Below are 23105 nucleotides of genomic sequence, written 5' to 3'. Positions count from 1 at the left end.
ATAATACTATTAATATCTTACAAAGGAAATCCCACAAATGCCTACAGCAAAGTCAATTGCTAGTTTTAAACTTAGTACCCTTACGTTAGTTATTTCAGCAAGTTTATATTCCGGCTTCACCATTGCAGAAGATGAGCAAGAATTAGAATCAATCGAAAAAATTATCGTGATTGGTGAAAAAGCGGATCGTACCTTAAAAGACACTGCATCGAGTGTATCTGTTATTACCGAAGAAACGCTGCGTTCAATTCAAAACATTACGGTAAGTCAGGCGGTATCTGAAATTCCAAATGTGGTTGCATTAACTGGTGCAGTGCCTGACATTCGAGGTGTATCTGGTAACGGCTCAGCAAGTGGCTTTAATGGCGTAACCGGCGGGGCTCGTGCGCGCGTTTCAACATTAATTGACGGCGTTGCCGAGCCCTTTATGGCTGATTTAACAGGTGATAGTGGTATTTGGGACGTTGAACAAATTGAAGTATTTCGTGGTCCGCAATCTACCAGTAATGGCCGCAACAGCTTAGGTGGCTTAATTTACATTAAAACCAAAGATCCTAGCTACGATTGGGAAGGTGCAGCACGTGTTGGCTATCGCAACCAAGATCAATATATTGATACGTCAGTTATGGCTTCTGGTCCATTAATCGACGACCAACTTGCGTTTCGTTTTACAGGCCAATTACTGAGCGGTGAATCGTACGATAACAGTGTAATTTATGAAAGCCACAATCCAACATTTGACTTAGATGAATTAAAAACAACACGACTAAAAGCAAAGTTACTGTGGGAACCATCAGCATTAGAAGATTTTTCGGCACTTTTCACTGTTTCTGATAACCGTGAAAAAGGCGATACCGGCCGTAAATATTTCACAGCAGACAACCCTTGGGATTATATTCCAACAGGTCAACGTTATATGGATACAGACAGCACAACGGTAAGCGCTAAGTTTGACTATAAAGCATCAAATAATATTGCATTTGACTTATTAGTTGCAGGTATGGATTACCAATGGGGCTTTGATAGTTATGACCCAGACATTACGCGCCAGCAAACACTAACAACCGAAGAACAAAACCTTACTATCGACGGCAAGATGCGCTTTGGGTTAGACAATGATGCGTTTTATGGTTTTGTTGGCTTAGCTTATTTTGAGCGTGAGCAAGATTATGAGAGTGTTGGCGGGTCAATTTATCATGGCCATGATGAAAGTGACTCAAAAGCATTGTACGGTGAAGTTAATTTTGAGTTTGCCAATGCCTTTACTCTAATTGTGGGTGGTCGTGTGGAAAAAGAATCACAGTATCGCGACTATTTTGAGAATGAGCTATCGGTACTTGACCAAGACAACACCATTACTCTGCCAAAACTGGTACTGCAATATGCCATTTCAGATGCGACAACAGCAACAGTGAGCGCGCGTAAAGGCTATAACTCAGCAGGCGGCGCACTCGATTGGTTTGCGGGTGAATACTATTATTATGATTCTGAATCGGTTAATACCTTTGAAACAGGTATTCGCTCTAGCCTAAATAATGGCAATATTAACGTAAGCGCTAACCTTTTCTACAATGACTATTCAGATTACCAAGCAACTAATTTACAGCGCCGTATTTCAAATATCGACTCGGTCGTTACATACGGCTTAGAAGCCGAAATCAGCGCGATGGTAACGCAAGATCTTCGCTTAAACGCAGGTCTTGGCTTAATGAACTCAGAAATAAAAGATGATAGCCCACAATACGAAAGCATTAATGGTAACGAACTCAGTTCGGCACCGGGCATTACAGCTAACTTAGGCGCAAGTTATTGGTTTACCGATGCCTTATCTGCCAAAGCATCCGTGTCATTTGTTGATGATTATTACGGTGAAATATCAAATACAGAAGAGCGCATCGCAGGCGATTACACGGTAGCGCGTGTCTCGCTTAACTACGAGCTTGAAAACTGGATCATCAATGCGTTTATCAATAACTTAGCTGACGAAGAAGCGGTTACGGTTTACGAACCAGCAGGTCGTCGTTACCCTGACGGTTATGCTGCGGTTGTTGACCCACGTACATTTGGTGGCTCGATCACGTATCGCTTCTAAAAAAATAACCATAAAAAACCCCGCAGTTGCGGGGTTTTTTATTTAAAGCGTTGACCTTTGTGGTCTAATTTGACTATAAATCAATTGGTGTCGATTCTTTTGCTTTACCTTGCATAATCGATATTTCAACCCGACGGTTACGGCGACGCGACTCTTCATCAACATTCGGCTCTAACGGCCTGGTATCTGCTCGACCAATTACCACCATGCGACCTTTATCAAACGACGGTACTTTTTGCATTTCCGTTGCTACCGCAACAGCGCGCTTAGCAGAAAGATCCCAATTATTAGTGTAAAGCTCGTTGCTCACTTGAAAATCATCGGTATGACCCGATACCGTAATTTCGCCGGGCACATCATTTAGTAACGCCGCTATTTCTTGAATAATTGGCTTAAACTGTGGCTGTAAAAATGCACTACCCGATGGAAACGAGCCATTTTCCCGAATACGGATTACAATTTGCTGACCGAGCGATTCTAATTCAATTGCGCCATCAATAATTTGTTGCTCCAGCTGTTGCGCGATTTTTTTAAGTAGCTCGTTGGTTTTTTCTTGCTGCGCTTCACTGGCGGTTTGTTTAGAGGTACTTGCCGATTCACCACCTCGGCGATTACCGCGTTGCTCTTGCCTACCACCTGCACTGTCTTCTTCACCGGCTTGAAATTCAAGCATTTGCTGAGTCATTTCGACGGTTTGCTGCTGAATTGTTTCTATCGGCGTTGGGTCGGGCTTGCCTGGACGAAACTCCATAGCAATAACGCTAGTACCTTTTGGAATGTCTTTAACTTCAATCTTATTTTGTACACCAAATGCAAACTTCATCGAGCCTGCAATCTGCTTAAACTTCAGTACATCCATTTCTGAGAAAGCTAATAACAATACAAAGAAGCACATTAATAGCGACATTAAATCAGCAAAGGTGCCCATCCACGCCGGTAATCCGGGGGGCGGGCATTTACACTCTTCTGCTTCGTCCGACATCGTCTACCCCTCAGTATCCACTTGGCGTTTAGACTCTGCTAAATAGTTTTTCAAAATACCTTCGATCACTTTTGGATTTTGGCCATCTTGAATACCTAAAATAGCGTCTAAAATTAAGCGCTGATTGAGTTGCTCTTCGTCTTTGCGGTTTTCTAATTTAGCTTGAATTGGAATGGCGATTACGTTCGCAAGGAATGCACCATAAAGTGTTGTAAGTAAGGCAACCGCCATTGCTGGACCGATGGCTTTGGGGTCATCCATGTTCGATAACATGGCTACCAGACCAATCAAGGTACCAATCATGCCCATCGCAGGCGCAACATCACCCAGAGCTTTAAATAATCCAGCACCAGCCTCATGACGTGTTGTGGTTAAACTAATATCTTTTTGCAACGTGGCACGCACGACATCAGCGTCATGGCCATCTACAAGCATATCAATGCCTTTACGCATAAAAGGGTTAGGGATATCAGCTTCTTCTAGTGCTAAAAAGCCGCCTTTACGGGCAGCATCTGCCAGCTCTACTGATTTTTCGATAAGTTCTTCTGGCGCTTCAATTTTAAACATAAAGGCCTTACCGGCGACTTTACCTATGCCAAAAAATTGCCCCATAGTGTAGTTAGAGAGTACAACAAATAATGAACCACAAAATACAATGAGTACTGAGGGCACATCGACAAACATGCCAATATCACCACCCATGACCATTGCCATCACAATGAAACCGACTGCACCGACAATGCCTATAACCGTTGCTAAATCCACTTTGACTCCCAGTTGTAATACTTATAAACCAAGTTTGGGTTTTAAATTTGAGGCTCAATATGCTTGCGTGAAGACAAGATACCGTAACTATTATAATAATTTACTTTTATTTATCGGCAAGCGCTAGCAAAGTATTAGTAATTTATTTTGCATACATCAACTTAGCTTTCAATAAAAACAGTGACATGATATCAGCCCCAGACAGAATCACCTTAATACTGCTAGCAATAAAGTTTAGCTGCATTTATGACAAATTTATGCGCTCTAACCCAACCTTTAACAAATTAATTTAGCTCAAATAAGAGTAAAACAAAGCGTTAAAGCACATTCGTTAGGATATTTAGCAAGTTAAATTGAATTAGCGCGGCAATAACCATAAAATTAGCCAATTCTTTTTTACTTTGCGTGGCAGGTAACTTATGGCGAGCAAAAAGCCTGAAAATTTAAGCTTCGAAGAAGCCATTTCAGAACTTTCAACAATTGTAACTGAAATGGAACACGGTGATTTGCCTCTCGAAACAGCGTTAAAGCAATTTGAGCGTGGTATTGCCCTCGCCTCAGCTTCATCACAAAAGCTTGAGCAAGCACAACAAAAAGTGCAAATCTTGATGGGGCAAAATGACAATGCCCAACTTGTGGATTTTAACCAATAGGCGTTCAATTGAATTCTGTCGACTCTATAATCTCTGCGTATTTGCCGCGCATTGAAGAAAATTTGAGTGCGCTGACCCCAGCGTCACATCACACGGATGAAAAACTAGTAGCCGCATGTCGCTACAGTTTATTAAATGGTGGAAAACGTTTACGACCGATTTTGGTTTACCTAACAGGTGAATTATTTAACGCCGACAACGCCGACCTAGACCGAATTGCATGCGCAATTGAGTGTATTCATAGCTATTCGTTAGTACACGATGACCTGCCAGCGATGGATGATGATGAACTGCGCCGTGGCAGACCAACATGCCATATTGCCTACGATGAAGCGACTGCTATTTTAGTGGGCGATGCACTACAGTGTTTAGCATTTGAAACCATTACTGAATCACAATTTAATGGCACTACTGTTAACAACCAGCTAAAAATCGTAAACACGTTAGCAAATGCGTCTGGATTATTAGGTATGTGCGGCGGACAAGCACTTGATATTGCGGCAACCGATTCGCTAATTACCCTTACTCAACTTGAGCAAGTACATAAATTAAAAACCGGTGCACTGCTAAAATCGGCAATTAAGATGGGCGCTCTTGCCGGTAATGCCAACGAATTAGAAATTGCGGCACTAGCACGCTATGCTGAAGCAATTGGCCTTGCATTCCAAGTTCAAGACGACATTCTTGATGTTGAAGGTGATACGCACACTTTAGGTAAACCACAAGGGTCAGACATCGAAGCCAACAAAGCAACCTACCCCGCTTTACTAGGCATTGAAGGCGCAAAAGATAAAGCGCGAAATCTTGTGAACCAAGCAATTAACGCTTTGTCTGAAATAGATGCCGATACAGGTCGACTCAAAGCGATTGCAGAATATATAATTGCTAGAGATCACTGATCCCTAGTACGCCAAATAAGCGATAACAATAAATTGGCGACTCATTTTTAGGATAGAATTTAAAACATCATGACATTTGATAGTAGCAAGTATCCATTATTAAGCTTAGCGAATACGCCAGAGCAACTGCGCGAAATACCGCAGCAAAACTTGGCTGAGCTAAGCGATGAACTGAGAGAGTACTTACTTAACTCGGTATCACAAAGTAGTGGGCACCTCGCCTCAGGTCTTGGCACCGTTGAGCTAACTGTGGCGTTGCATTACGTATATAACACACCATTTGACCGTTTGATTTGGGATGTTGGCCATCAAGCATATCCACATAAAATCTTAACAGGTCGCCGTGAGCAAATGCATACCATTCGCCAAAAAGATGGTTTGCACCCATTCCCTTTCCGTGAAGAAAGTGAATACGATACCTTTAGCGTAGGCCATTCAAGTACCTCAATCTCGGCGGCACTTGGTATGGCGCTGGCGTCTGAAAAAGAAGGCCAAGACCGTAAAGTTGTTGCCGTTATTGGTGATGGTGCGATTACTGCGGGTATGGCATTTGAGGCAATGAACCACGCCGGCGACTTAAATCCCGATATGCTGGTTATTCTAAACGACAACGAAATGTCGATTTCAGAAAACGTAGGCGCGCTCAACAACCACTTTGCACGTATTCTGTCAGGTAGCTTTTATACCAACATTCGTGAAGGCGGTAAAAAACTACTGTCTGGCATGCCACCGGTAAAAGAGCTGGCAAGTCGTATGGAAGAACACCTTAAAGGTATGGTGATCCCAGGTACGTTTTTCGAAGAATTAGGTTTTAACTACATTGGGCCAATTGATGGCCATGATGTTGGCATGCTAACTGATACCTTACGTAATATGCGTAACTTAAAGGGCCCGCAATTACTTCACGTACGCACACAAAAAGGTAAAGGCTATAAACCAGCAGAAGCTGATCCAATTGGCTATCACGGCGTACCAAAGTTTGACCCAAGCGAAACCAGCTTACCAAAGTCAAAACCAAGCGCACCTACTTTCTCAAAAGTATTTGGCGATTGGTTATGCGATATGGCCGCAAAAGACCCGAAACTTATGGCAATTACGCCTGCGATGCGTGAAGGTTCAGGCATGGTGCGCTTTTCAAAAGAGTTCCCAAGCCAATATTATGATGCGGCAATTGCCGAACAACACGCGGTAACCTTAGGTGCAGGCTTAGCCTGTGAAGGACTTACCCCAGTTGTGGCGATTTACTCTAGCTTTTTACAACGTGGTTACGATCAACTTATCCACGATGTAGCTTTGCAAAATTTACCAGTAATGTTTGCCATCGACCGCGCTGGCGTGGTGGGTGCAGACGGTGAAACTCACCAAGGTGCATACGATTTAAGCTATATGCGCTGTATTCCAAATATGGTGATCATGGCACCAAGTGATTTAGACGAATGTCGTCAAATGCTTTACACCGGCCATCTGCATCAAGGACCAAGTGCGGTACGTTACCCTCGCGGCAGCGCAGGCGACATTATGCCAAATGATGCGATGAGTGCACTTGAGATTGGTAAAGCTAAGGTTATTCGTGAAGGTAAGGACACAGCAATTTTAAGCTTTGGCACCTTGCTTGACGAAGCAAAGCAAGTGGCTGAAGCGCTTAACGCGACGCTACTTGATATGCGTTTTGTTAAGCCACTTGACGAAACGGCAATTAAACAGCTTGCAGCTTCTCACAGCACCTTAGTTACCCTTGAAGATAACGCGCTTATGGGCGGTGCTGGCTCTGCTGTGAACGAGTTTGTAATGGCAGAAAAGTTAAACATTCCGGTACTTAACTTAGGCTTACCTGATGTGTTTATTAAACACGGTACACAGCAAGAGATCCATCAAGAGCTTGGCCTTGACGCTGACGGTATTCAAAAGAGTATCGAAGCGTACCTAGCCAAATAGCGCATGCCTTAAGAATTCAGGTTTCAGCAACTTTCTGAAATCTGAATTCTCAATCCTCACACTTACCTATTTTATATCTCAGAAATATGCAGCTTAGCTTGCTCGGAATCTAATAACGATTCTAACTGCTGAGCAACACGTTCACTATCTTCAAATTCAAACGCATCGATATTATCTGAAAAGCTAAAGTAAGCGACACTGCCCGGTTTTTTCGCCTTTGCTTTTTGCAGTGCAATATCGGCAATTTTAATGGATGTTTCCCAGCTAATAATTTGCCCGCCTAGCAACGGTAGCGGATAAAATGCCCAACCAACCGAGCCTGTTAGTTTTGTTTTACGGCCATCAGGCATAACAAAATTTTGCCCAGCTAGCTGATGACTAATACTGCGCGCAAACTGATGTACAGCGCTCTTTTGCATATCCCTTAGTAAAATCAAAAACTCGTCGCCACTCCAACGTACCACATAGTCGGCACCTTGTACCTGCTCTGTCAGCAAGGACGCAATTTGCTGTAAACAGTTATCGCCAGCAAACGAACCAAACACATCGTTTACACGGCTAAACTTGTCTAAGTTCAAAATCAGCAGTGCCATACATTTACCCTGAATCTCAAGGCTTTCGCGGTTACTTTGGAAATGCTCGATGTCTTTCGGTAGTTGATCAAATAAGAAGCGACGGCTGCGAAGGCCTGTTAGCTCATCTGAGTGACTTACCAGTTTTAGCCTGTCGTTAGCTTTATTAAGTTGCTCATTCGCAGAAATAAGCGCTTGAGTGCGCGTTTCAACTAAGCGTTCTAGTTCTTCTTGCTTACGACGCTCTTGATTACGATAGAACAGAAACACAATATACAGGGCAAGAATAAACGACATCACAACGATTAAACGAAACACCACTGTTTCATCGAAGGCTTTTGGAATAATCAAGGTTTGTGAAATCGTATCGGCACTACTCCACTCTTGCCCGCGTCGTTTTGCTTGTAGTTCAAAAACAAATTTCCCAGCCGGTAAGTTAGCATAGTTTGCTTCTCGGCTATTATTTGCTTCACGCCAAACCCCATCAAGACCTACAAGGCGGTAGCGAAAATCAATTTCAGAAGCAGTTTGGAAATTAATTGCGGTATAACCCAGTGTTAAATTTCGTTCCTCGGTTTGCAGTGTAAGAGTATCGACCTCAGGTACTGAATAGGTATTTTTCTCGCCACCGTTATCGGCCGTGACCGTTTCAATAATCGGGCGAATATCACTTTCACTAAATAACCGAATATTGGTTGGGATTTCAACTAAACCAGACTTGCTTGGATACCATAAGCTCGAACCAACACGGGCAATTGCACCAAGCGCATTCCCCGAACAACACTGACTGGTTTTGCCATCAAGCTGTTTGTTGTAAGGCGAGATAACTTGTTCAACTTCAAGCGAGTGAATGCCTTCTTCAAACTGTTTAAGCGGCAAGCGATAGACACCTTTGCTAGTGCTCACCCATAAATAATTTAGCGCTTGCTCAAAATGCAAACTTAAAATAGGTCCGTAAGGTAAGCCATTAGATACATCTAACTGACGCCAAACGCCTTTGTCACTGCGATAAAATAAGCCATTATTTTGCGTTGCAACAAACAGCCTATTTTCAACGGGAAGAATAAAACTGATATTTGATTCAGCTAATGCGCTGCCCATGGCTAAACGCTCGATACCACGCTCACTGAAAAAATAAGCGCCGCGCGAGGTGCCTAAGTAACCTTTGCCATTTTGCTCATCGATAAAAGTAATGTATTTACTATCAAGAAACGAGTTATAAACAAACGAGCGTAAACCGTTAAACGCCAAACGATATAAACCACGATCTGTGGCTAGCCAAACGCCGCCTTGCTCTGCACTTTCGATAGCAAACACGGCTGTTGCACGTAACGTTGCGGCATCAAGTTTAAGTAATTCATTACCATCGTAAACAAAGGCCCCACGGTTGGTTGCGATAAATAAACGCGAGCCCTGAAAATGTAAATCATGAACGGTCAAACCACCGAGTTTTGCCGCCGCGATTTCTACGTTAAATAAACCGCTTTCATCTAAATAACCAATACCATTTTTGGTGGCTAGCCATAAACGCTGGTCCTCTCCAAACTTTAGCGTAGTAACCGATTGATTTAAGCCTTTACTATCGCGATGACGTTTTACTTGGCTAGGGCGCGCTTGCCACAATCCTTCGGTTAAACTTGCAAGCCAAATAATGTCGTCTTGCCCTCTGAAAATATCGGAAAACCAAACCGTTTGTTCAAGGTCTGATTGTTCAATCCACTGCCAAATACCACTACTATCGCGATACAATAATCGCCCTTTAGTCGAAACCCACAATGAACCATCCGAATCGTACATAAATTTATATACTGTGGCGTTATTGGCATAGGGTAATGAAAAAGGTCTTAATTCTTGGTCAATGTCGAGAAAGTAAGCGCCAACTTCAGAGGCAATAAATAAGTCCCCTTCCAGCCACGCTAAGTCGTATAATACCGATTGTGCTAAGCGCTGTGGCAATGAAATACGTTCGGTAATTTCAAAGCGAATTTTACCGGTAGTTTCATTCGCTAAACTTTGTAAATGCAGTAAAAAGCGATCGTTAATAAGCCAAATACCGTCAGGCGACAGTGCCATTTTGCGCACTTCACCAATCAGTTTCACTAAGGCATTTCGTTTATTGCTAAAGTTATTATTAGTGTCACTTACACCAAGCAGCTGAGAAATGGTATTGAGTTTTTGGTTGGAGTAAAGGTAAAGACTGTTCGATGCAATCCAGATACGACCGTTGTTATCTTGTGCGATATCACGTACTGGGCCGTTTAAACTAAAGCGCTCTGATGTCAGCTCACTTGGGCTAAACTTTACTAGCCCGTTATCAGTGCCAATCCATAAAAAACCGTCGTTATCGATAAGCAAACTGTTAATTGCATTGCTTGGCAAAAAATCACTGTTATTAACATTAAAATTAGTAAAGCGATTACCGTCGAAACGACTCAAGCCAAACTGGGAGCCAATCCACAAATAACCTTGTTGGTCTTGTACAATGTTTTTAAGTGACTGTGATGCAAGCCCGTGCTGAATATGCCACTGTTTTACCACATAGTCATCAAGCGAAGCGTATGTCGGTTTGAGTGTACTAAGCAGTACAACTGTAAATAACAATATTAAGCGAAACAGCACGGTTTATCTCATTATTAAATTAGCCCGTAATAAACAACTAGCTGTAAACATATAAGTGAAAATATCCCTGCCAGAATATCGTCAACCATAATGCCAAAGCCACCTTTTACGTGTTTATCGAGCAGTGTGATCGGCCAAGGTTTAACAATATCGAAAAAGCGGAATAAGATAAAGCCAACCAGTAAGGTTTGCCACGAAATCGCTGCGCCAATCATGGTGATATAAAAACCCGCCACTTCATCCCAAACAATGGCAGGGTGATCATGTACGCCAGCATCGCGACTTGCAACGTCACAAAACCAAATACCAATAGCGCAAATTGTAATCGCAACAACCAACTGTAGCCACAGCGGCGCCATCATGGTAAGGAAAATAAACGGAATTGCCGCTAAGGTACCAAAGGTGCCAGGTGCTTTAGGCGCCAGCCCTAAGCCAAAACCCAGCGCACAGAAATGTGTAAATTTTTTTAAGTTAAATTGTGCCACGCACACTCCGATTATTCTGCATTAAAGTGCTCAAAGCCACATTGCGTTAATGTTAACGGTTTACCTTCAAGCGTCAATTCAACCTTACCAACATTATTATTGATTTGACCGATACACGACAGAGCAACGCCGTACTGTTTGAGCGTCATTTCAACTGTGGTACGACGTTCTTCCGGTAACGTGAATAGGAGCTGATATTCATCACCATAGGTTAAGGCATAATTAAGCGCTGACTCTAATGGCAATACGTCTTTTATTGTTGCCGCCAGTGGGATATTTTCAGCAAACAATTTTGCGCCAACGCCCGACATCTGACAAATATGGCCGAGATCGGCAATTAAACCATCCGAAATATCAATACAACTGGTTGCTTTGCCACGTAACATTTGCCCTGCCGCCACTTGTGGCGTTGGGTAATCAAACGCTTTATTGGCATTGGCAAACTGCTGCTCAGTAAGCGATACTTTGCCATACTTGCTATCAATTGCGAGCCCAGCATCACCTAAAGACCCCGTAACAAACACCCAATCACCATTTTTTGCACCACTGCGTGTTAACGCACTGCCATTTGGCACAAAACCTTTGGCACAAATACTAATGGTTAATGGACCTTGTGTCGTGTCACCACCGACAATTTGCACATTATAGTACTCAGCAATTTCATGCATTCCTTGGGTAAACTGCTCAAGCCATTTTGTCTCGGCGTTTGGCAGCGTAAGCGCCACAGAAATCCACGCAGGCTCTGCGCCCATTGCAGCTAAATCACTTAAGTTTACCGCAAGTGCTCTGTAACCCAGTGCTTTTGGGTCAATATCTTTAAAAAAGTGAACACCTTCAACAAGGGTGTCTGTAGTCACGGCTAATTGACAGTTTTCAGGAACGTTTATCAGTGCTGCATCATCGCCAATGCTCAATGAGACATCTTTACGTGCGACACCGCGGCCTTTGAAAAAGTGAGAGATTAATTCAAATTCTTGCATGCACAAAAAAGCCGGCCTAAAGCCGGCTCTCCAATTATTTCTTTCTAAGCTGATTCTGGGTCTTATCTAGCACCCCATTCACAAACTTATGACTATCTTCAGCAGCAAATAGTTTTGCCAGCTCAATACCTTCATTGATAGCAACTTTATAAGGTACGTCTTCGCGGAACTTAAGTTCATAACAAGACAGACGCAAAATCGCTTTCTCGATTAAATCGATTTCTTCAAAAGGACGATCTAAATGCGGCGTAACAGCTTCATCTAGTGCCTTATGATTGACTGCAACACCACGTGCTAAGTCTTTAAAATAATCCACATCAATTTTGCTTACATCATTTTCAACAAGCATTTGTTGTTCGATATCTGCAACCGGATTACCGCTTACTTGCCATGAATAAATTGCTTGTAACGCCAGTTTACGGGCTTTACGTCTAGCTGCTGGTTTCATTAAGTACCCTTAAATTTGTTCTAACAGGTTAACCATTTCTAGCGCACCTAAAGCAGCTTCGCCACCTTTGTTGCCCATTTTGGTGCCCGCACGCTCAATTGCTTGCTCGATGTTTTCAGTTGTTAAAACACCAAACGCTACAGGAATATCGTAGTCTAGCGATACACTTGCTAGGCCTTTGTTTGACTCATTAGCAACTAAGTCAAAGTGCGGCGTACCACCACGAATAATCACACCAAGTGAAATGATTGCATCAAATTCTTTCTTTGCTGCGATGCGCTTAGCTGCTAGAGGAAGCTCTACAGCACCCGGCACATAAACAACGGTAATATCGTCGTCATTTACATCACCAATACGCTTTAAGGTATCAACTGCACCATCAAGTAAGCTTTTACCAATGAAATCGTTAAAGCGAGAAATAACGATAGCAAACTTTTTCCCTTGAGCGTTTAATTTACCTTCAATCACTTTCATTTTATGCCCTTCTCTTTGGCTAATTCATTTATCGCGCAATCGCAAAGGCGCGGATTTTATCATACTAAATTAAATTTTTTTAGGCTTATTTTTAGGCTTGTGGTTGAGCCTATTGCGGCTCAACGTATTCAACTACTTCTAAGCCAAAACCTGAAATCGCATGGTACTTCTTCGGCATGCTCATTAAACGCATTTTATGAATGCCTAAATCAGCCAAAATTTGTGAACCTACACCTACGGTGCGCGATGTACCTTGGAACTTGCGCACGCTCGGGCTTTCGCCTTTGTCTTGTGCTTCAAACGCTTTAAACAGGTGTTCAAGTTCTTCTGGGTTTTCGTGTTTCGCTAAAATAACTAATACACCGTTATTTTCAGCGATGTACTTCATCGCACCTGACAGTGTCCAACTGCGATCGGATGCGCGATCTGACAATAAAATATCGTTAAACGTACTTTGTAAGTGAACACGTACTAAGGTTGCGTCATCTTCTTTTACGTCACCTTTTTTCATTGCGTAATGAAGTTGACCGTCAATTGTGTCTTTATACGTCACTAGGTCAAACTCACCGTGTTCAGTTGGCAATTTACACTCTGCTACACGCTCAATAGTCGCTTCATTTAAGTTGCGGTATTCAATTAAATCCGCAATGGTACCCATTTTTAAACCGTGCTCTTTAGCAAAAATTTCTAAGTCTGGGCGGCGCGCCATGGTGCCATCTGGATTGAGTATTTCAACGATCACTGAAGATGGCTCGCAGCCTGCTAAACGCGCTAAATCACAACCGGCTTCTGTGTGTCCTGCTCGAGTCAATACACCACCCGGTTGCGCCATAATTGGAAAAATGTGACCCGGCTGTACGATATCTTCAGGTACCGCACCCTTTGCCACAGCAGCTTGTACTGTGCGTGCACGGTCTGCTGCTGAAATACCCGTTGTTACACCCTTTGCCGCTTCAATCGACATCGTAAAATTGGTAGAAAACTGTGCGCCGTTATTGCTTACCATTAGTGGTAAGTTAAGTTGCTGGCAACGCTCTTGTGTTAGCGTTAAACAAATCAAACCACGGCCATGTGTCGCCATAAAGTTAATTGCATCGGCACTGATGTGCTCAGATGCCATAATTAAGTCGCCTTCATTTTCACGGTCTTCGTCATCCATCAGAATGACCATTTTGCCTAGACGGATATCTTCAATAATTTCTGCTGCAGTGTGTAAGCCCATTTTGTTACCTTTGCTTGCGACTGGTTATCGATTCATAAAGCCAGCTTGCGCTAGAAGCTCATGAGTGAGAGAACTGGTTGGTTTTGCATCTTGTTGTGGCATCATTAAACGCTCTAAATAGCGTGCGAGCTGATCCACTTCTAAATTCACTTTGCTACCTACTTTAAAGCCACTAATCGTGGTTTCGCCTGCGGTGTGCGGCACAATAGTTAGCTTAAATTCGTTGTCGTTTATTTCGTTTACCGTAAGGCTAATGCCATCAATGCAAACCGAACCTTTATACGGAATATACTTGAGTAATTGCGCTGATGCACAAAGCCAATAATCGGTTGCACGGGCATTGGCTTCAATACGGGTTACGGTTGCAATGCCGTCTATATGCCCAGAAACCAAATGACCGCCTAAACGCGATTGTGGCATTAACGCTTTTTCAAGGTTAACGGTTTGCCCAACTTGGTAGTTTTCAAAGTTGGTTAACGATAGGGTTTCTTTTGATACATCGGCTACATAGCCGTGGCCTGTTAAAGCAATAACCGTTAGACATACGCCATTGGTTGCGATGCTGTCGCCTAATTTAACATCAGCCAAATCAAGTTTGCCTGAGTTAATGGTAACGCGCATGTCGCCAGCAATCATTTCAATTGCCGCAACGTTTCCGGTTGCTTCTATAATGCCTGTAAACATATTAATTTCTTTTTACTAATGCATGTAGACAGATATCCTGTCCAACTTGCTTGAGTGTGTTTATTTCAAGTTCAGGGACTTGAGACATGGTTGTAAATGTTGGCAAGTTAATCAAGCTCTTACTACTGTGCCCCATCAATTTAGGCGCCATAAACAGCACTAGTTCATCGACCAGCTGTTGTTCAAACATTTTACCTGCCAAGGTTGCGCCCGCTTCCAACAATACTAAGTTAACGCCGCGCTCAGCTAACAATGACAATAAAGCGCGTAAATCTACTTTGCTATTGTTTTGCTCAACCACTACTTGTTCAACAAAATGCGGCCAAGTATGCGATTTATCAAGTGTTGTTCGTGCAATAATTATTTTAGATGGTTGCTGAAATAACGCGAGATCCGGCGTTAGTCGGTTTTGCGAATCAATAATCACGCGGATTGGCTGGCGAGCACTGTGTTTTGCATCAGTATCTGTCAATTCATCAGGACGGACATTTAATTTCGCATTATCGATAATAACAGTATCTGCCCCTGACAGTACTGCACAACTTTCTGCCCGTAAATCTTGCACAGCGCGGCGCGATTCACTACTGGTAATCCATTTACTTTCACCATTTTCAAGTGCCGTTTTGCCATCAAGGCTTGCCGCTAATTTACAGCGTACATAAGGCAAGTTGGTGCGCATGCGTTTTAAAAAGCCCAAATTGAGTGCTTCGGCTTCATCGTTTAATAAGCCAAAATCGGTTTCGATTCCGGCATCTTCGAGCATTTTTAAACCGCGACCTGCGACTTCTGGGTTTGGATCAACCATAGCAGCAACAACGCGGCTAACGCCTGCTTTGATCAGGCCTTCAGCACATGGCGGCGTGCGGCCATAATGCGAACACGGCTCAAGCGTGACGTACGCGGTTGCCCCTTTAGCGTTATCGCCAGCCATTTTCAGTGCATGCACTTCGGCATGAGGGCCACCCGCTTGAATATGAAAGCCTTCACCGATGATTTGATTATCTTTAACTAAAACGCAACCTACGTTGGGGTTAGGCGTGGTGGTAAATCGACCGCGTTTTGCAAGCTCGATGGCGCGCGCCATATATTTGTGATCACATTCAGAAAAGCGATTGTTGTGCATCTGATTACTCACCTAAGCGTGCGATTTCTTCGCCAAATTCTTTAATGTCTTCAAATGAACGGTAAACAGAAGCAAAACGTACGTAAGCAACTTTATCGAGTTTTTTCAGCGCTTCCATAATAAATTCGCCGACCGTTTTACTGTCAACTTCGCGCTCACCTGTTGCACGCAATTGCGATTTAATTTGGTGTACTACTTCTTCTACTTGTTCTGTACTGACAGGGCGCTTTTCTAGCGCACGATGCAAACCATTGCGAAGTTTGTCTTCATTAAACGGTTCTCGGCTGCCGTCTTGCTTGATTACACGTGGCATAACAAGCTCAGCACCTTCAAAGGTAGTAAAACGTTCGTGACATTCATTACATTCGCGACGACGGCGAACCTGATGACCACCACCTACTAAGCGTGAATCGATAACTTTGGTGTCATTGGCTGTACAAAAAGGACAATGCATAAACAACTCTCGAAAGAAAAAAGGCCGCAAAAAAGCGGCCTTATCATATCATGTTAACAATGAGAAAACATTATGCGTAAACAGGGTGTTTCGCACAAATTGCTTTTACTTTCTCACGTACTTCATCTTGTACTTTTGTGTCTTCGATGTTGTCTAGCACATCACAGATCCAGCCAGTTAACTCTTTTGCTTCTGCTTCTTTAAAACCACGACGCGTGATAGCAGGTGAACCAATACGTAGACCAGACGTTACAAACGGAGAACGTGGGTCGTTTGGTACTGAGTTTTTGTTAACTGTAATGTAAGCATTACCAAGTGCTGCGTCCGCATCTTTACCTGTGATATCTTTGTTGATTAGATCAAGTAAGAATAGGTGGTTGTCTGTTTTACCAGAAACAACGTCGTAACCACGTGCTTTGAATACTTCAACCATAGCTTGCGCATTCTTAACAACTTGTGTTTGGTATGCTTTGAACTCTGGCTCTAGTGCTTCTTTAAATGCAACCGCTTTAGCAGCGATTACGTGACATAAAGGACCACCTTGACCACCTGGGAATACCGCAGAGTTTAACTTTTTGTAAATCTCTTCGTCGCCACAGTTAGACACGATTAAACCACCACGAGGACCCGCTAATGTTTTGTGTGTTGTTGTCGTAACCACGTGTGCAAATGGTACAGGGCTTGGGTAAACGCCTGCAGCAACAAGGCCGGCAACGTGTGCCATATCAACTAGAAGGTAAGCACCTACTTTGTCTGCGATTTCACGGAATTTAGCCCAATCAACAATACCTGAGTATGCTGAGAAACCACCGATAATCATTTTAGGCTTATGCTCTAGTGCTAGCGCTTCAACTTGTGCGTAGTCGATTTCGCCAGTTTCTTCGTTTAGGCCGTACTGAACTGCGTTGTACGTTTTACCTGAGAAGTTTACGTGTGAACCGTGAGTTAGGTGACCGCCGTGTGCAAGGCTCATACCTAAAACAGTGTCGCCCGGCTGAAGTAACGCTTGGAATACTGCCGCGTTTGCTTGTGAACCTGCGTGCGGTTGCACGTTTGCGTAATCTGTACCGAATAATTCGTTAGCGCGATCAATTGCTAATTGCTCAACAACATCAACGTGCTCACAACCACCGTAGTAACGCTTGTAAGGGTAACCTTCCGCGTATTTGTTAGTTAACTGAGAACCTTGTGCTTCAAGTACACGCGGGCTACAGTAGTTTTCAGACGCGATAAGTTCGATGTGCTCTTCTTGACGCTGCTTTTCTTTTTCCATTGCGCCAAATAGTTCTGGATCAAAATCCGAGATATTCATGCTACGTTCTAACATGGTTACTCCTAAATAGAAGATGGTTGTGGGATAAAGGGCGTATTGTACGCTTAAAAAGCGCCCTTGCCTACTTTGTATATGTGAAGTTATTTAAACAGGGATTGAAAATTTTTCACAGTGTATTTTTAATGATATTTTTAAATCGAAATATAAATATTTAAAATACAATACAAACCATTCATTAAATTTAATTATACAACTACCAGTGTTTGCCTAATGATACAAAAAAGCTGGATTCGCCATCGTCGGTTGCGCCAAAACCAAATGCAGCTGGGCCAAAGCGTGTATCGGTGCCAACAAACAAGCTGCTGGCAAAAATAAGCTCAGATAAATCGACGCTTTGTTGAATATCCCACACATTACCTACTTCAGCACTCACACCAAGGTAAAGTGGCATGCTAGTCATATTAAGCATATCGCGGCCTAAATCGTATTGATAAATCACTGCACCAAACGCTTTTTTAGGACCGTTTAACACGTTTTTGCCATAACCTGATAAATTTAAAAAGCCACCCAAGCGCTCAGTATTAACGGTAAATGTACCGTCTGATTCATAACTGGTATACGATGCTGTGCCAACTAAGCCGTGGTGGCGAATAGAAAAAGCGCCGCGCCAATCAATTTTGTATTTACTGGCATAGCGACTGTCGATTGGATCAAGGCGATCGTCATACGCCTCTTTAAAACGCCCATAATAAACACGTAGTCGATTACCTTGGGTTGGAAAACTAATGCTATCTAAGGTGTCATACATCAAACTGCTGTAAAAACCCGTTTGATCAAAGGGAAATTTATCATTAATCAATGATTTTTGTTCAAGTTCGCCAACATCACGTATTGTGCCAAACTCAAATCGCCAAAAATTATTAATGTTGTAACCGAGCGCTAAATTACCACGTAGGTGATTCTTTTCTAAATCAAAGTACGCTTGCGTTACCGTTTGTAGCTTGTATCTGTCTTTGATAAACGCAATGCGAGCACTCGCATAATAGTCATCTTCAGCGTTTAGTGGTTGATAAAATTCGGTCGCGATATACTCTTCAAAACCAAGCGAGATCTCATTGCGCCAAAGCCCTCCATAGCGATTAATATTGCCGCGCGTAAACGCCATATCAATTGAGAGCACCGAGTTTACTGTCACGTCACTTTGATAATTAGCGCCAAAATCTAAATAATTTGGCCCCCACGATTTACCAATTGTTTTTAATACCAACACTCGCCCTTGCTCGGTATCTTTAAACTCAGTTTCAACACGCTCAAATTCATTGAGTGCATAAACGCGATTTACCGCCTGCTGCACATCATGCTCTGACGGAGTGTCTCCGGGGTTAATCGAAAAGTGTTTGAGAATCAATTTATTATTAACGTCTGATAAATTATCCAACGAAATCGCAAGTACTGGGTTATAAATTGGCTGAAACCACAGTTGGCTGCGCTCACGTTTAGCGACTTGATACGCCTCAAATTCACTCGGTGAAATAGCTAAGGTTTGCAGTTTTGGTTCCGCGATTTTTGCAGCAGCAAGGCCGCGCACTAACGACTCTTCTAGATCAGCCCAGTCAGTGGTGCTTAAGTCATCAATGTCGGGGCGAATATAAATGTCCTTTTCACTTAGCAAACGTTTTTGCCATTGTGTTGAGGCATTGGTCAAAATAGTCGAAAGCTGGCCAAGTACTTCCATAGTTGATGTAAACTCATTCGACTGAGCAAGTGATGCACCTATATCTACGGCTATAACGATATCTGCGCCCATCTCTTTTACTACGTCAACCGGCAAATTATTGGCGATGCCACCATCAACCAGCAAGCGACCATCAATTTCGGTCGGCTGCACAGCCCCCGGTACCGAAGCCGAAGCTTGCATTGCTTCAGCAATACTACCAGATGAAATTACCACGGCTTCACTGGTCGATAAATCGGTAGCAATTGCGCGATACGGGATTGCCAGCTGGTCAAAATCATCAAACAAATGCACTGAACGCGTGGAGTTTCGCAATAAACGACTCATACTTTGCCCTACAAGCAAACCTTTAGATGAGCGCAATGCACCGTCACGAATACCAAAATTCAGCTGTAGATTATATTTATCGCGTAACTCTTTATCGCGATAGCGTAATACTTCTCTTGGAATATCATCTGAATAACCTTGGTTCCAATCTTCATTAAGCATAAATTTTTCAATTTCACTTGCTGAATATCCCAAGGCATACATACCTGCAACATAAGCACCAATGCTAGTACCGGCGATATAATCGATTTTTACATTATTGGCTTCAAGTACCTTTAACACACCAATGTGCGCGCCGCCTTTGGCGCCGCCACCACCGAGTACTAAACCTATTTTTGGCTGATTCGATGCAGTCAGTTCAAAACTCATCAATATTGAACAAAATAAAAGGTAAAGAGAGGTTTTATTAAGCGCAGGCATAGGTAAGCAATTACTATTATTTTTATGTGACTTTACCTTAACTTAACAGAATGACATTTTAAATCTACTACGACATTGAATGCCCCCATTTATCACACTACAATATGCAGCAATTACATTATTAAAATCACTATAGGATTATTCATGCCTTTACCGGATAAGTTTATCTACACGATGCATCGTGTAAGTAAAGTAGTGCCGCCAAAGCGTACTATTTTAAAAGATATCTCGCTTTCATTTTTCCCTGGCGCAAAAATTGGTGTGCTTGGTTTAAACGGTGCAGGTAAATCTACCTTGCTTCGTATTATGGCGGGTGTTGATACCGAGTTTGAAGGTGAAGCGCGCGCGTTCCCTGATACAAAAATTGGTTACCTACCACAGGAACCTGTACTAGACGAAAACAAAACAGTACGTGAAACAGTTGAAGAAGCCCTTTCTGAAGTAACAAATGCCCTTGCACGTTTAGACGAAGTTTACGCTGAATACGCAATGGACGGCGCGGACTTTGACGCATTGGCAAAAGAGCAAGGTGAACTTGAAGCAATTATTCAGGCGCACGATGGTCACAACCTAGATAATGCTCTAGAGCGTGCTGCCGATGCGCTTCGTTTACCAGAGTGGGACACGCCAATTAAAGTACTTTCAGGTGGTGAGCGTCGTCGTGTAGCGATTTGTCGTTTATTACTTGAAAAGCCAGACATGCTATTACTCGACGAACCAACCAACCACTTAGATGCTGAATCAGTAGCTTGGTTAGAGCGTTTCTTACACGATTACGAAGGTACTGTTGTGGCGATTACCCACGACCGTTATTTCCTAGATAACGTTGCAGGTTGGATTTTAGAGCTTGACCGTGGTGAAGGTATTCCATGGGAAGGTAACTATTCGTCATGGCTTGAGCAAAAAGATGCGCGTTTGAAGCAAGAAGAAAAAGCGGAAAAAGCACGTCAGAAATCAATTGCGCAAGAACTTGAGTGGGTACGTTCAAACCCGAAAGGCCGCCAGGCTAAATCGAAAGCACGTATGGCCCAATTCTCAGAACTACAACATTCTGATTACCAAAAGCGTAACGAAACCAACGAGCTATTTATTCCACCAGGTCCTCGCCTAGGTGATAAAGTACTAGAAGTAAACAACATCAAAAAAGGCTACGGCGACCGTGTACTAATTGATGATTTAAGCTTCTCAGTACCAAAAGGTGCAATCGTCGGTATTATCGGTGCTAACGGTGCTGGTAAATCAACCTTATTCCGTATGTTAGGCGGTCAAGAAACACCAGATGCAGGTTCATTTGAACTTGGTGAAACCGTTGAACTTGCAACAGTTGATCAGTTCCGTGACGATTTAGATGGTTCAAACACCGTATTCCAAGAGTTATCTGAAGGCCAAGATGTATTGAAAATTGGTAACTTTGAAATTGCTAGCCGTGCTTATGTATCGCGCTTCAACTTCAAAGGTAACGACCAGCAAAAATACGTGAAAGACTTATCAGGTGGTGAGCGTAACCGTCTTCACCTAGCTAAGCTGTTAAAAGCTGGCGGCAACATGATCTTACTCGATGAGCCTACCAATGACCTAGACGTTGAAACACTACGTGCCCTTGAGAATGCAATTTTAGAATTCCCAGGCTGTGTAATGTGTATCTCGCACGACCGTTGGTTCCTTGACCGTATTGCCACGCATATTCTTGATTACCGTGATGAAGGTCAAGTTAACTTCTTCGAAGGTAACTACACAGAATACGAAGCATGGCTTAAGAAAACGCTTGGTGCAGAAGCTGCGCAACCTAAGCGTATTAAGTACAAGAAAATCGGTTAATTGATTTTCACACAATACAAAAAAGCCCGCACTTTGCGGGCTTTTTAATGCATAAACGTTATTAACGTTTTAGCACAGCTTCTGGCTGATTGAGCAGTTTGATTAATGGGTTTTCAGCAAGCACTTTCTCTTTTAAGAAGTAACCAATCACTAAACCAACAACAAAACCACCGATGTGCGCGCCATAATCAACGCCATCTTGTAATACAATTAAACCGAAAATATTAATTGCTATCCAAATCGCAAAGAACCAAACCGCACTCAGTTTCTTTTGATAAATAACAAACATAAAGGTTAAGCTGGCGTGTCTAAACCACATTAAGTACATGCCAAATAATCCTGCAATTGCACCACTGGCGCCAACTGATGGAATATTCGGGTCTTGTGACATAACTAAGCTAAACAGCGATGCACCTATGCCGCATATTAAATAATACATAAGGTATTTTTTATGGCCGAGCGCATCTTCTAAGTTATCGCCAATAATGTATAAGAAATACATGTTACCCACTAAATGCATCACAGAGCCATGTAAAAAGACGCACGTTAATAAAGTCCAAATCTCTTGGCCGTTGTTAACATCTGCAGGTCTTAGTGCAAAGTTTTCTAATACAAAACCAAAGCTCTCGATATTAAAGAAATACGCACAGAAAATCAGAATGTTAATCGCAATTAAAGACCAGTTTACCCAAGGTTTTGACTTGGTTTTTAAGTTATATTCCACTGGCATTTGCGTTAAAAATTGGAATAAGTAAGTTTTCCAAGATACTTTTTTATTTAGTTCATCAAGTGCACCGCGTAACTCAGGACTGTTCTCCACTGACGTAAGTTCGTCTTTATCAATCCAGCTACCATCACACTTACGACAAATATCCAGTTCAGTTTGATAATCTTTTAATAAGTGCACCGCTTCTAAATGGCTGCCGCAATCAGGGCAGTTTAATTCTGTGCTACCTTGAGGCTCACCAAAGTGATGGCTATAACATTCGCCAATCGGGCCGTCATTAATCTCTTCAATCATGCGATTAACTTGGTTTTTCTCAAACCACAAACCGCCGCACTGACGGCAAACATCAATTTCTTCACCGCAATAATGGGTAACTTCTAGTGCTACATTAACGCACTTTGGACAACGTTTGGTCATG

The 23105-nt window shown here is 42.7% G+C and carries 19 protein-coding genes; 5 read left to right on the top strand and 14 right to left on the bottom strand.

Features of this window, described 5'->3' with window-relative positions; genetic code table 11:
• Positions 1–37 precede the first annotated feature (37 nt).
• Positions 38–2092 (top strand): TonB-dependent receptor, encoded by a 2055-nt coding sequence (locus AC2IOM_RS08370; RefSeq protein ID WP_486358093.1) that lies wholly within the window; start codon positions 38–40, stop codon positions 2090–2092.
• A 73-nt stretch (positions 2093–2165) separates the two neighbouring features.
• Here the strand turns inward: AC2IOM_RS08370 and AC2IOM_RS08365 are convergent, their stop codons facing one another.
• Both AC2IOM_RS08365 and pomA read right to left on the bottom strand, forming a co-directional pair.
• Positions 2166–3074, bottom strand: a complete 909-nt coding sequence (locus AC2IOM_RS08365; RefSeq protein ID WP_486358092.1) for a flagellar motor protein MotB — start codon at positions 3072–3074, stop codon at positions 2166–2168.
• A 3-nt stretch (positions 3075–3077) separates the two neighbouring features.
• On the bottom strand, positions 3078–3839 hold the full coding sequence (gene pomA, locus AC2IOM_RS08360) for a flagellar motor protein PomA (RefSeq protein ID WP_100913853.1): 762 nt from the start codon (positions 3837–3839) through the stop codon (positions 3078–3080).
• 419 nt (positions 3840–4258) lie between these two features.
• Here pomA and xseB point away from each other — a divergent pair, with 419 nt between their 5' ends.
• From xseB to dxs, 3 genes are all read left to right on the top strand, one after another.
• Positions 4259–4492 (top strand): exodeoxyribonuclease VII small subunit, encoded by a 234-nt coding sequence (gene xseB, locus AC2IOM_RS08355; protein WP_010561680.1) that lies wholly within the window; start codon positions 4259–4261, stop codon positions 4490–4492.
• A 41-nt stretch (positions 4493–4533) separates the two neighbouring features.
• Positions 4534–5391 carry a (2E,6E)-farnesyl diphosphate synthase gene (gene ispA, locus AC2IOM_RS08350; protein ID WP_486359556.1) on the top strand — a complete coding sequence of 286 codons (858 nt, stop codon included), beginning with the start codon at positions 4534–4536 and terminating at the stop codon, positions 5389–5391.
• A gap of 69 nt (positions 5392–5460) precedes the next feature.
• Positions 5461–7326, top strand: a complete 1866-nt coding sequence (gene dxs / locus AC2IOM_RS08345; RefSeq protein ID WP_486358091.1) for a 1-deoxy-D-xylulose-5-phosphate synthase — start codon at positions 5461–5463, stop codon at positions 7324–7326.
• Positions 7327–7397: 71 nt separating this feature from the next.
• Here the strand turns inward: dxs and AC2IOM_RS08340 are convergent, their stop codons facing one another.
• The 11 genes from AC2IOM_RS08340 to AC2IOM_RS08290 all read right to left on the bottom strand — a co-directional run bounded on the left by AC2IOM_RS08340 (position 7398) and on the right by AC2IOM_RS08290 (position 20091).
• Positions 7398–10517, bottom strand: coding sequence for a diguanylate cyclase domain-containing protein (locus AC2IOM_RS08340; protein WP_486358090.1), 3120 nt, complete (start codon positions 10515–10517; stop codon positions 7398–7400).
• Between the two features lie 14 nt (positions 10518–10531).
• On the bottom strand, positions 10532–11002 hold the full coding sequence (locus tag AC2IOM_RS08335; RefSeq protein WP_486358089.1) for a phosphatidylglycerophosphatase A family protein: 471 nt from the start codon (positions 11000–11002) through the stop codon (positions 10532–10534).
• Positions 11003–11013: 11 nt separating this feature from the next.
• Entirely contained in the window at positions 11014–11982 is a 969-nt protein-coding gene (gene thiL / locus AC2IOM_RS08330) for a thiamine-phosphate kinase (RefSeq protein WP_054980019.1), read from the bottom strand.
• Between the two features lie 34 nt (positions 11983–12016).
• On the bottom strand, positions 12017–12430 hold the full coding sequence (gene nusB, locus AC2IOM_RS08325; RefSeq protein WP_010561686.1) for a transcription antitermination factor NusB: 414 nt from the start codon (positions 12428–12430) through the stop codon (positions 12017–12019).
• 9 nt (positions 12431–12439) lie between these two features.
• Complete coding sequence (gene ribH, locus AC2IOM_RS08320) at positions 12440–12904, bottom strand: 6,7-dimethyl-8-ribityllumazine synthase (RefSeq protein ID WP_010561687.1); 465 nt, start codon at positions 12902–12904, stop codon at positions 12440–12442.
• 109 nt (positions 12905–13013) lie between these two features.
• Positions 13014–14126 carry a bifunctional 3,4-dihydroxy-2-butanone-4-phosphate synthase/GTP cyclohydrolase II gene (gene ribBA, locus AC2IOM_RS08315; protein WP_010561688.1) on the bottom strand — a complete coding sequence of 371 codons (1113 nt, stop codon included), beginning with the start codon at positions 14124–14126 and terminating at the stop codon, positions 13014–13016.
• A gap of 24 nt (positions 14127–14150) precedes the next feature.
• Positions 14151–14810 (bottom strand): riboflavin synthase, encoded by a 660-nt coding sequence (locus AC2IOM_RS08310; RefSeq protein WP_486358088.1) that lies wholly within the window; start codon positions 14808–14810, stop codon positions 14151–14153.
• A gap of 1 nt (position 14811) precedes the next feature.
• Positions 14812–15933: a bifunctional diaminohydroxyphosphoribosylaminopyrimidine deaminase/5-amino-6-(5-phosphoribosylamino)uracil reductase RibD gene (gene ribD, locus AC2IOM_RS08305; protein WP_486358087.1), complete on the bottom strand. Its 1122-nt coding sequence runs from the start codon at positions 15931–15933 to the stop codon at positions 14812–14814.
• A gap of 4 nt (positions 15934–15937) precedes the next feature.
• Entirely contained in the window at positions 15938–16387 is a 450-nt protein-coding gene (gene nrdR / locus AC2IOM_RS08300; RefSeq protein ID WP_010561691.1) for a transcriptional regulator NrdR, read from the bottom strand.
• Between the two features lie 70 nt (positions 16388–16457).
• Positions 16458–17714 carry a serine hydroxymethyltransferase gene (gene glyA / locus AC2IOM_RS08295; protein WP_010561692.1) on the bottom strand — a complete coding sequence of 419 codons (1257 nt, stop codon included), beginning with the start codon at positions 17712–17714 and terminating at the stop codon, positions 16458–16460.
• A 199-nt stretch (positions 17715–17913) separates the two neighbouring features.
• Positions 17914–20091, bottom strand: coding sequence for a patatin-like phospholipase family protein (locus AC2IOM_RS08290; RefSeq protein ID WP_486358086.1), 2178 nt, complete (start codon positions 20089–20091; stop codon positions 17914–17916).
• Positions 20092–20286: 195 nt separating this feature from the next.
• On the opposite strand from AC2IOM_RS08290, the gene ettA reads away from it, so the two are divergent.
• The gene (gene ettA / locus AC2IOM_RS08285) at positions 20287–21960 is read left to right on the top strand and encodes an energy-dependent translational throttle protein EttA (RefSeq protein WP_040641993.1); all 1674 of its coding nucleotides are present in this window, start codon (positions 20287–20289) and stop codon (positions 21958–21960) included.
• 61 nt (positions 21961–22021) lie between these two features.
• Here ettA and AC2IOM_RS08280 read toward each other — a convergent pair whose 3' ends face one another.
• The gene (locus AC2IOM_RS08280; protein ID WP_010561694.1) at positions 22022–23104 is read right to left on the bottom strand and encodes a rhomboid family intramembrane serine protease; all 1083 of its coding nucleotides are present in this window, start codon (positions 23102–23104) and stop codon (positions 22022–22024) included.
• Position 23105 lies beyond the last annotated feature (1 nt).

Source organism: Pseudoalteromonas sp. NS-SX12 (assembly GCF_057367955.1).
The sequence above is the reverse complement of the archived record's forward strand: the minus strand, read 5'-3'. Positions and strand labels throughout refer to the sequence as shown.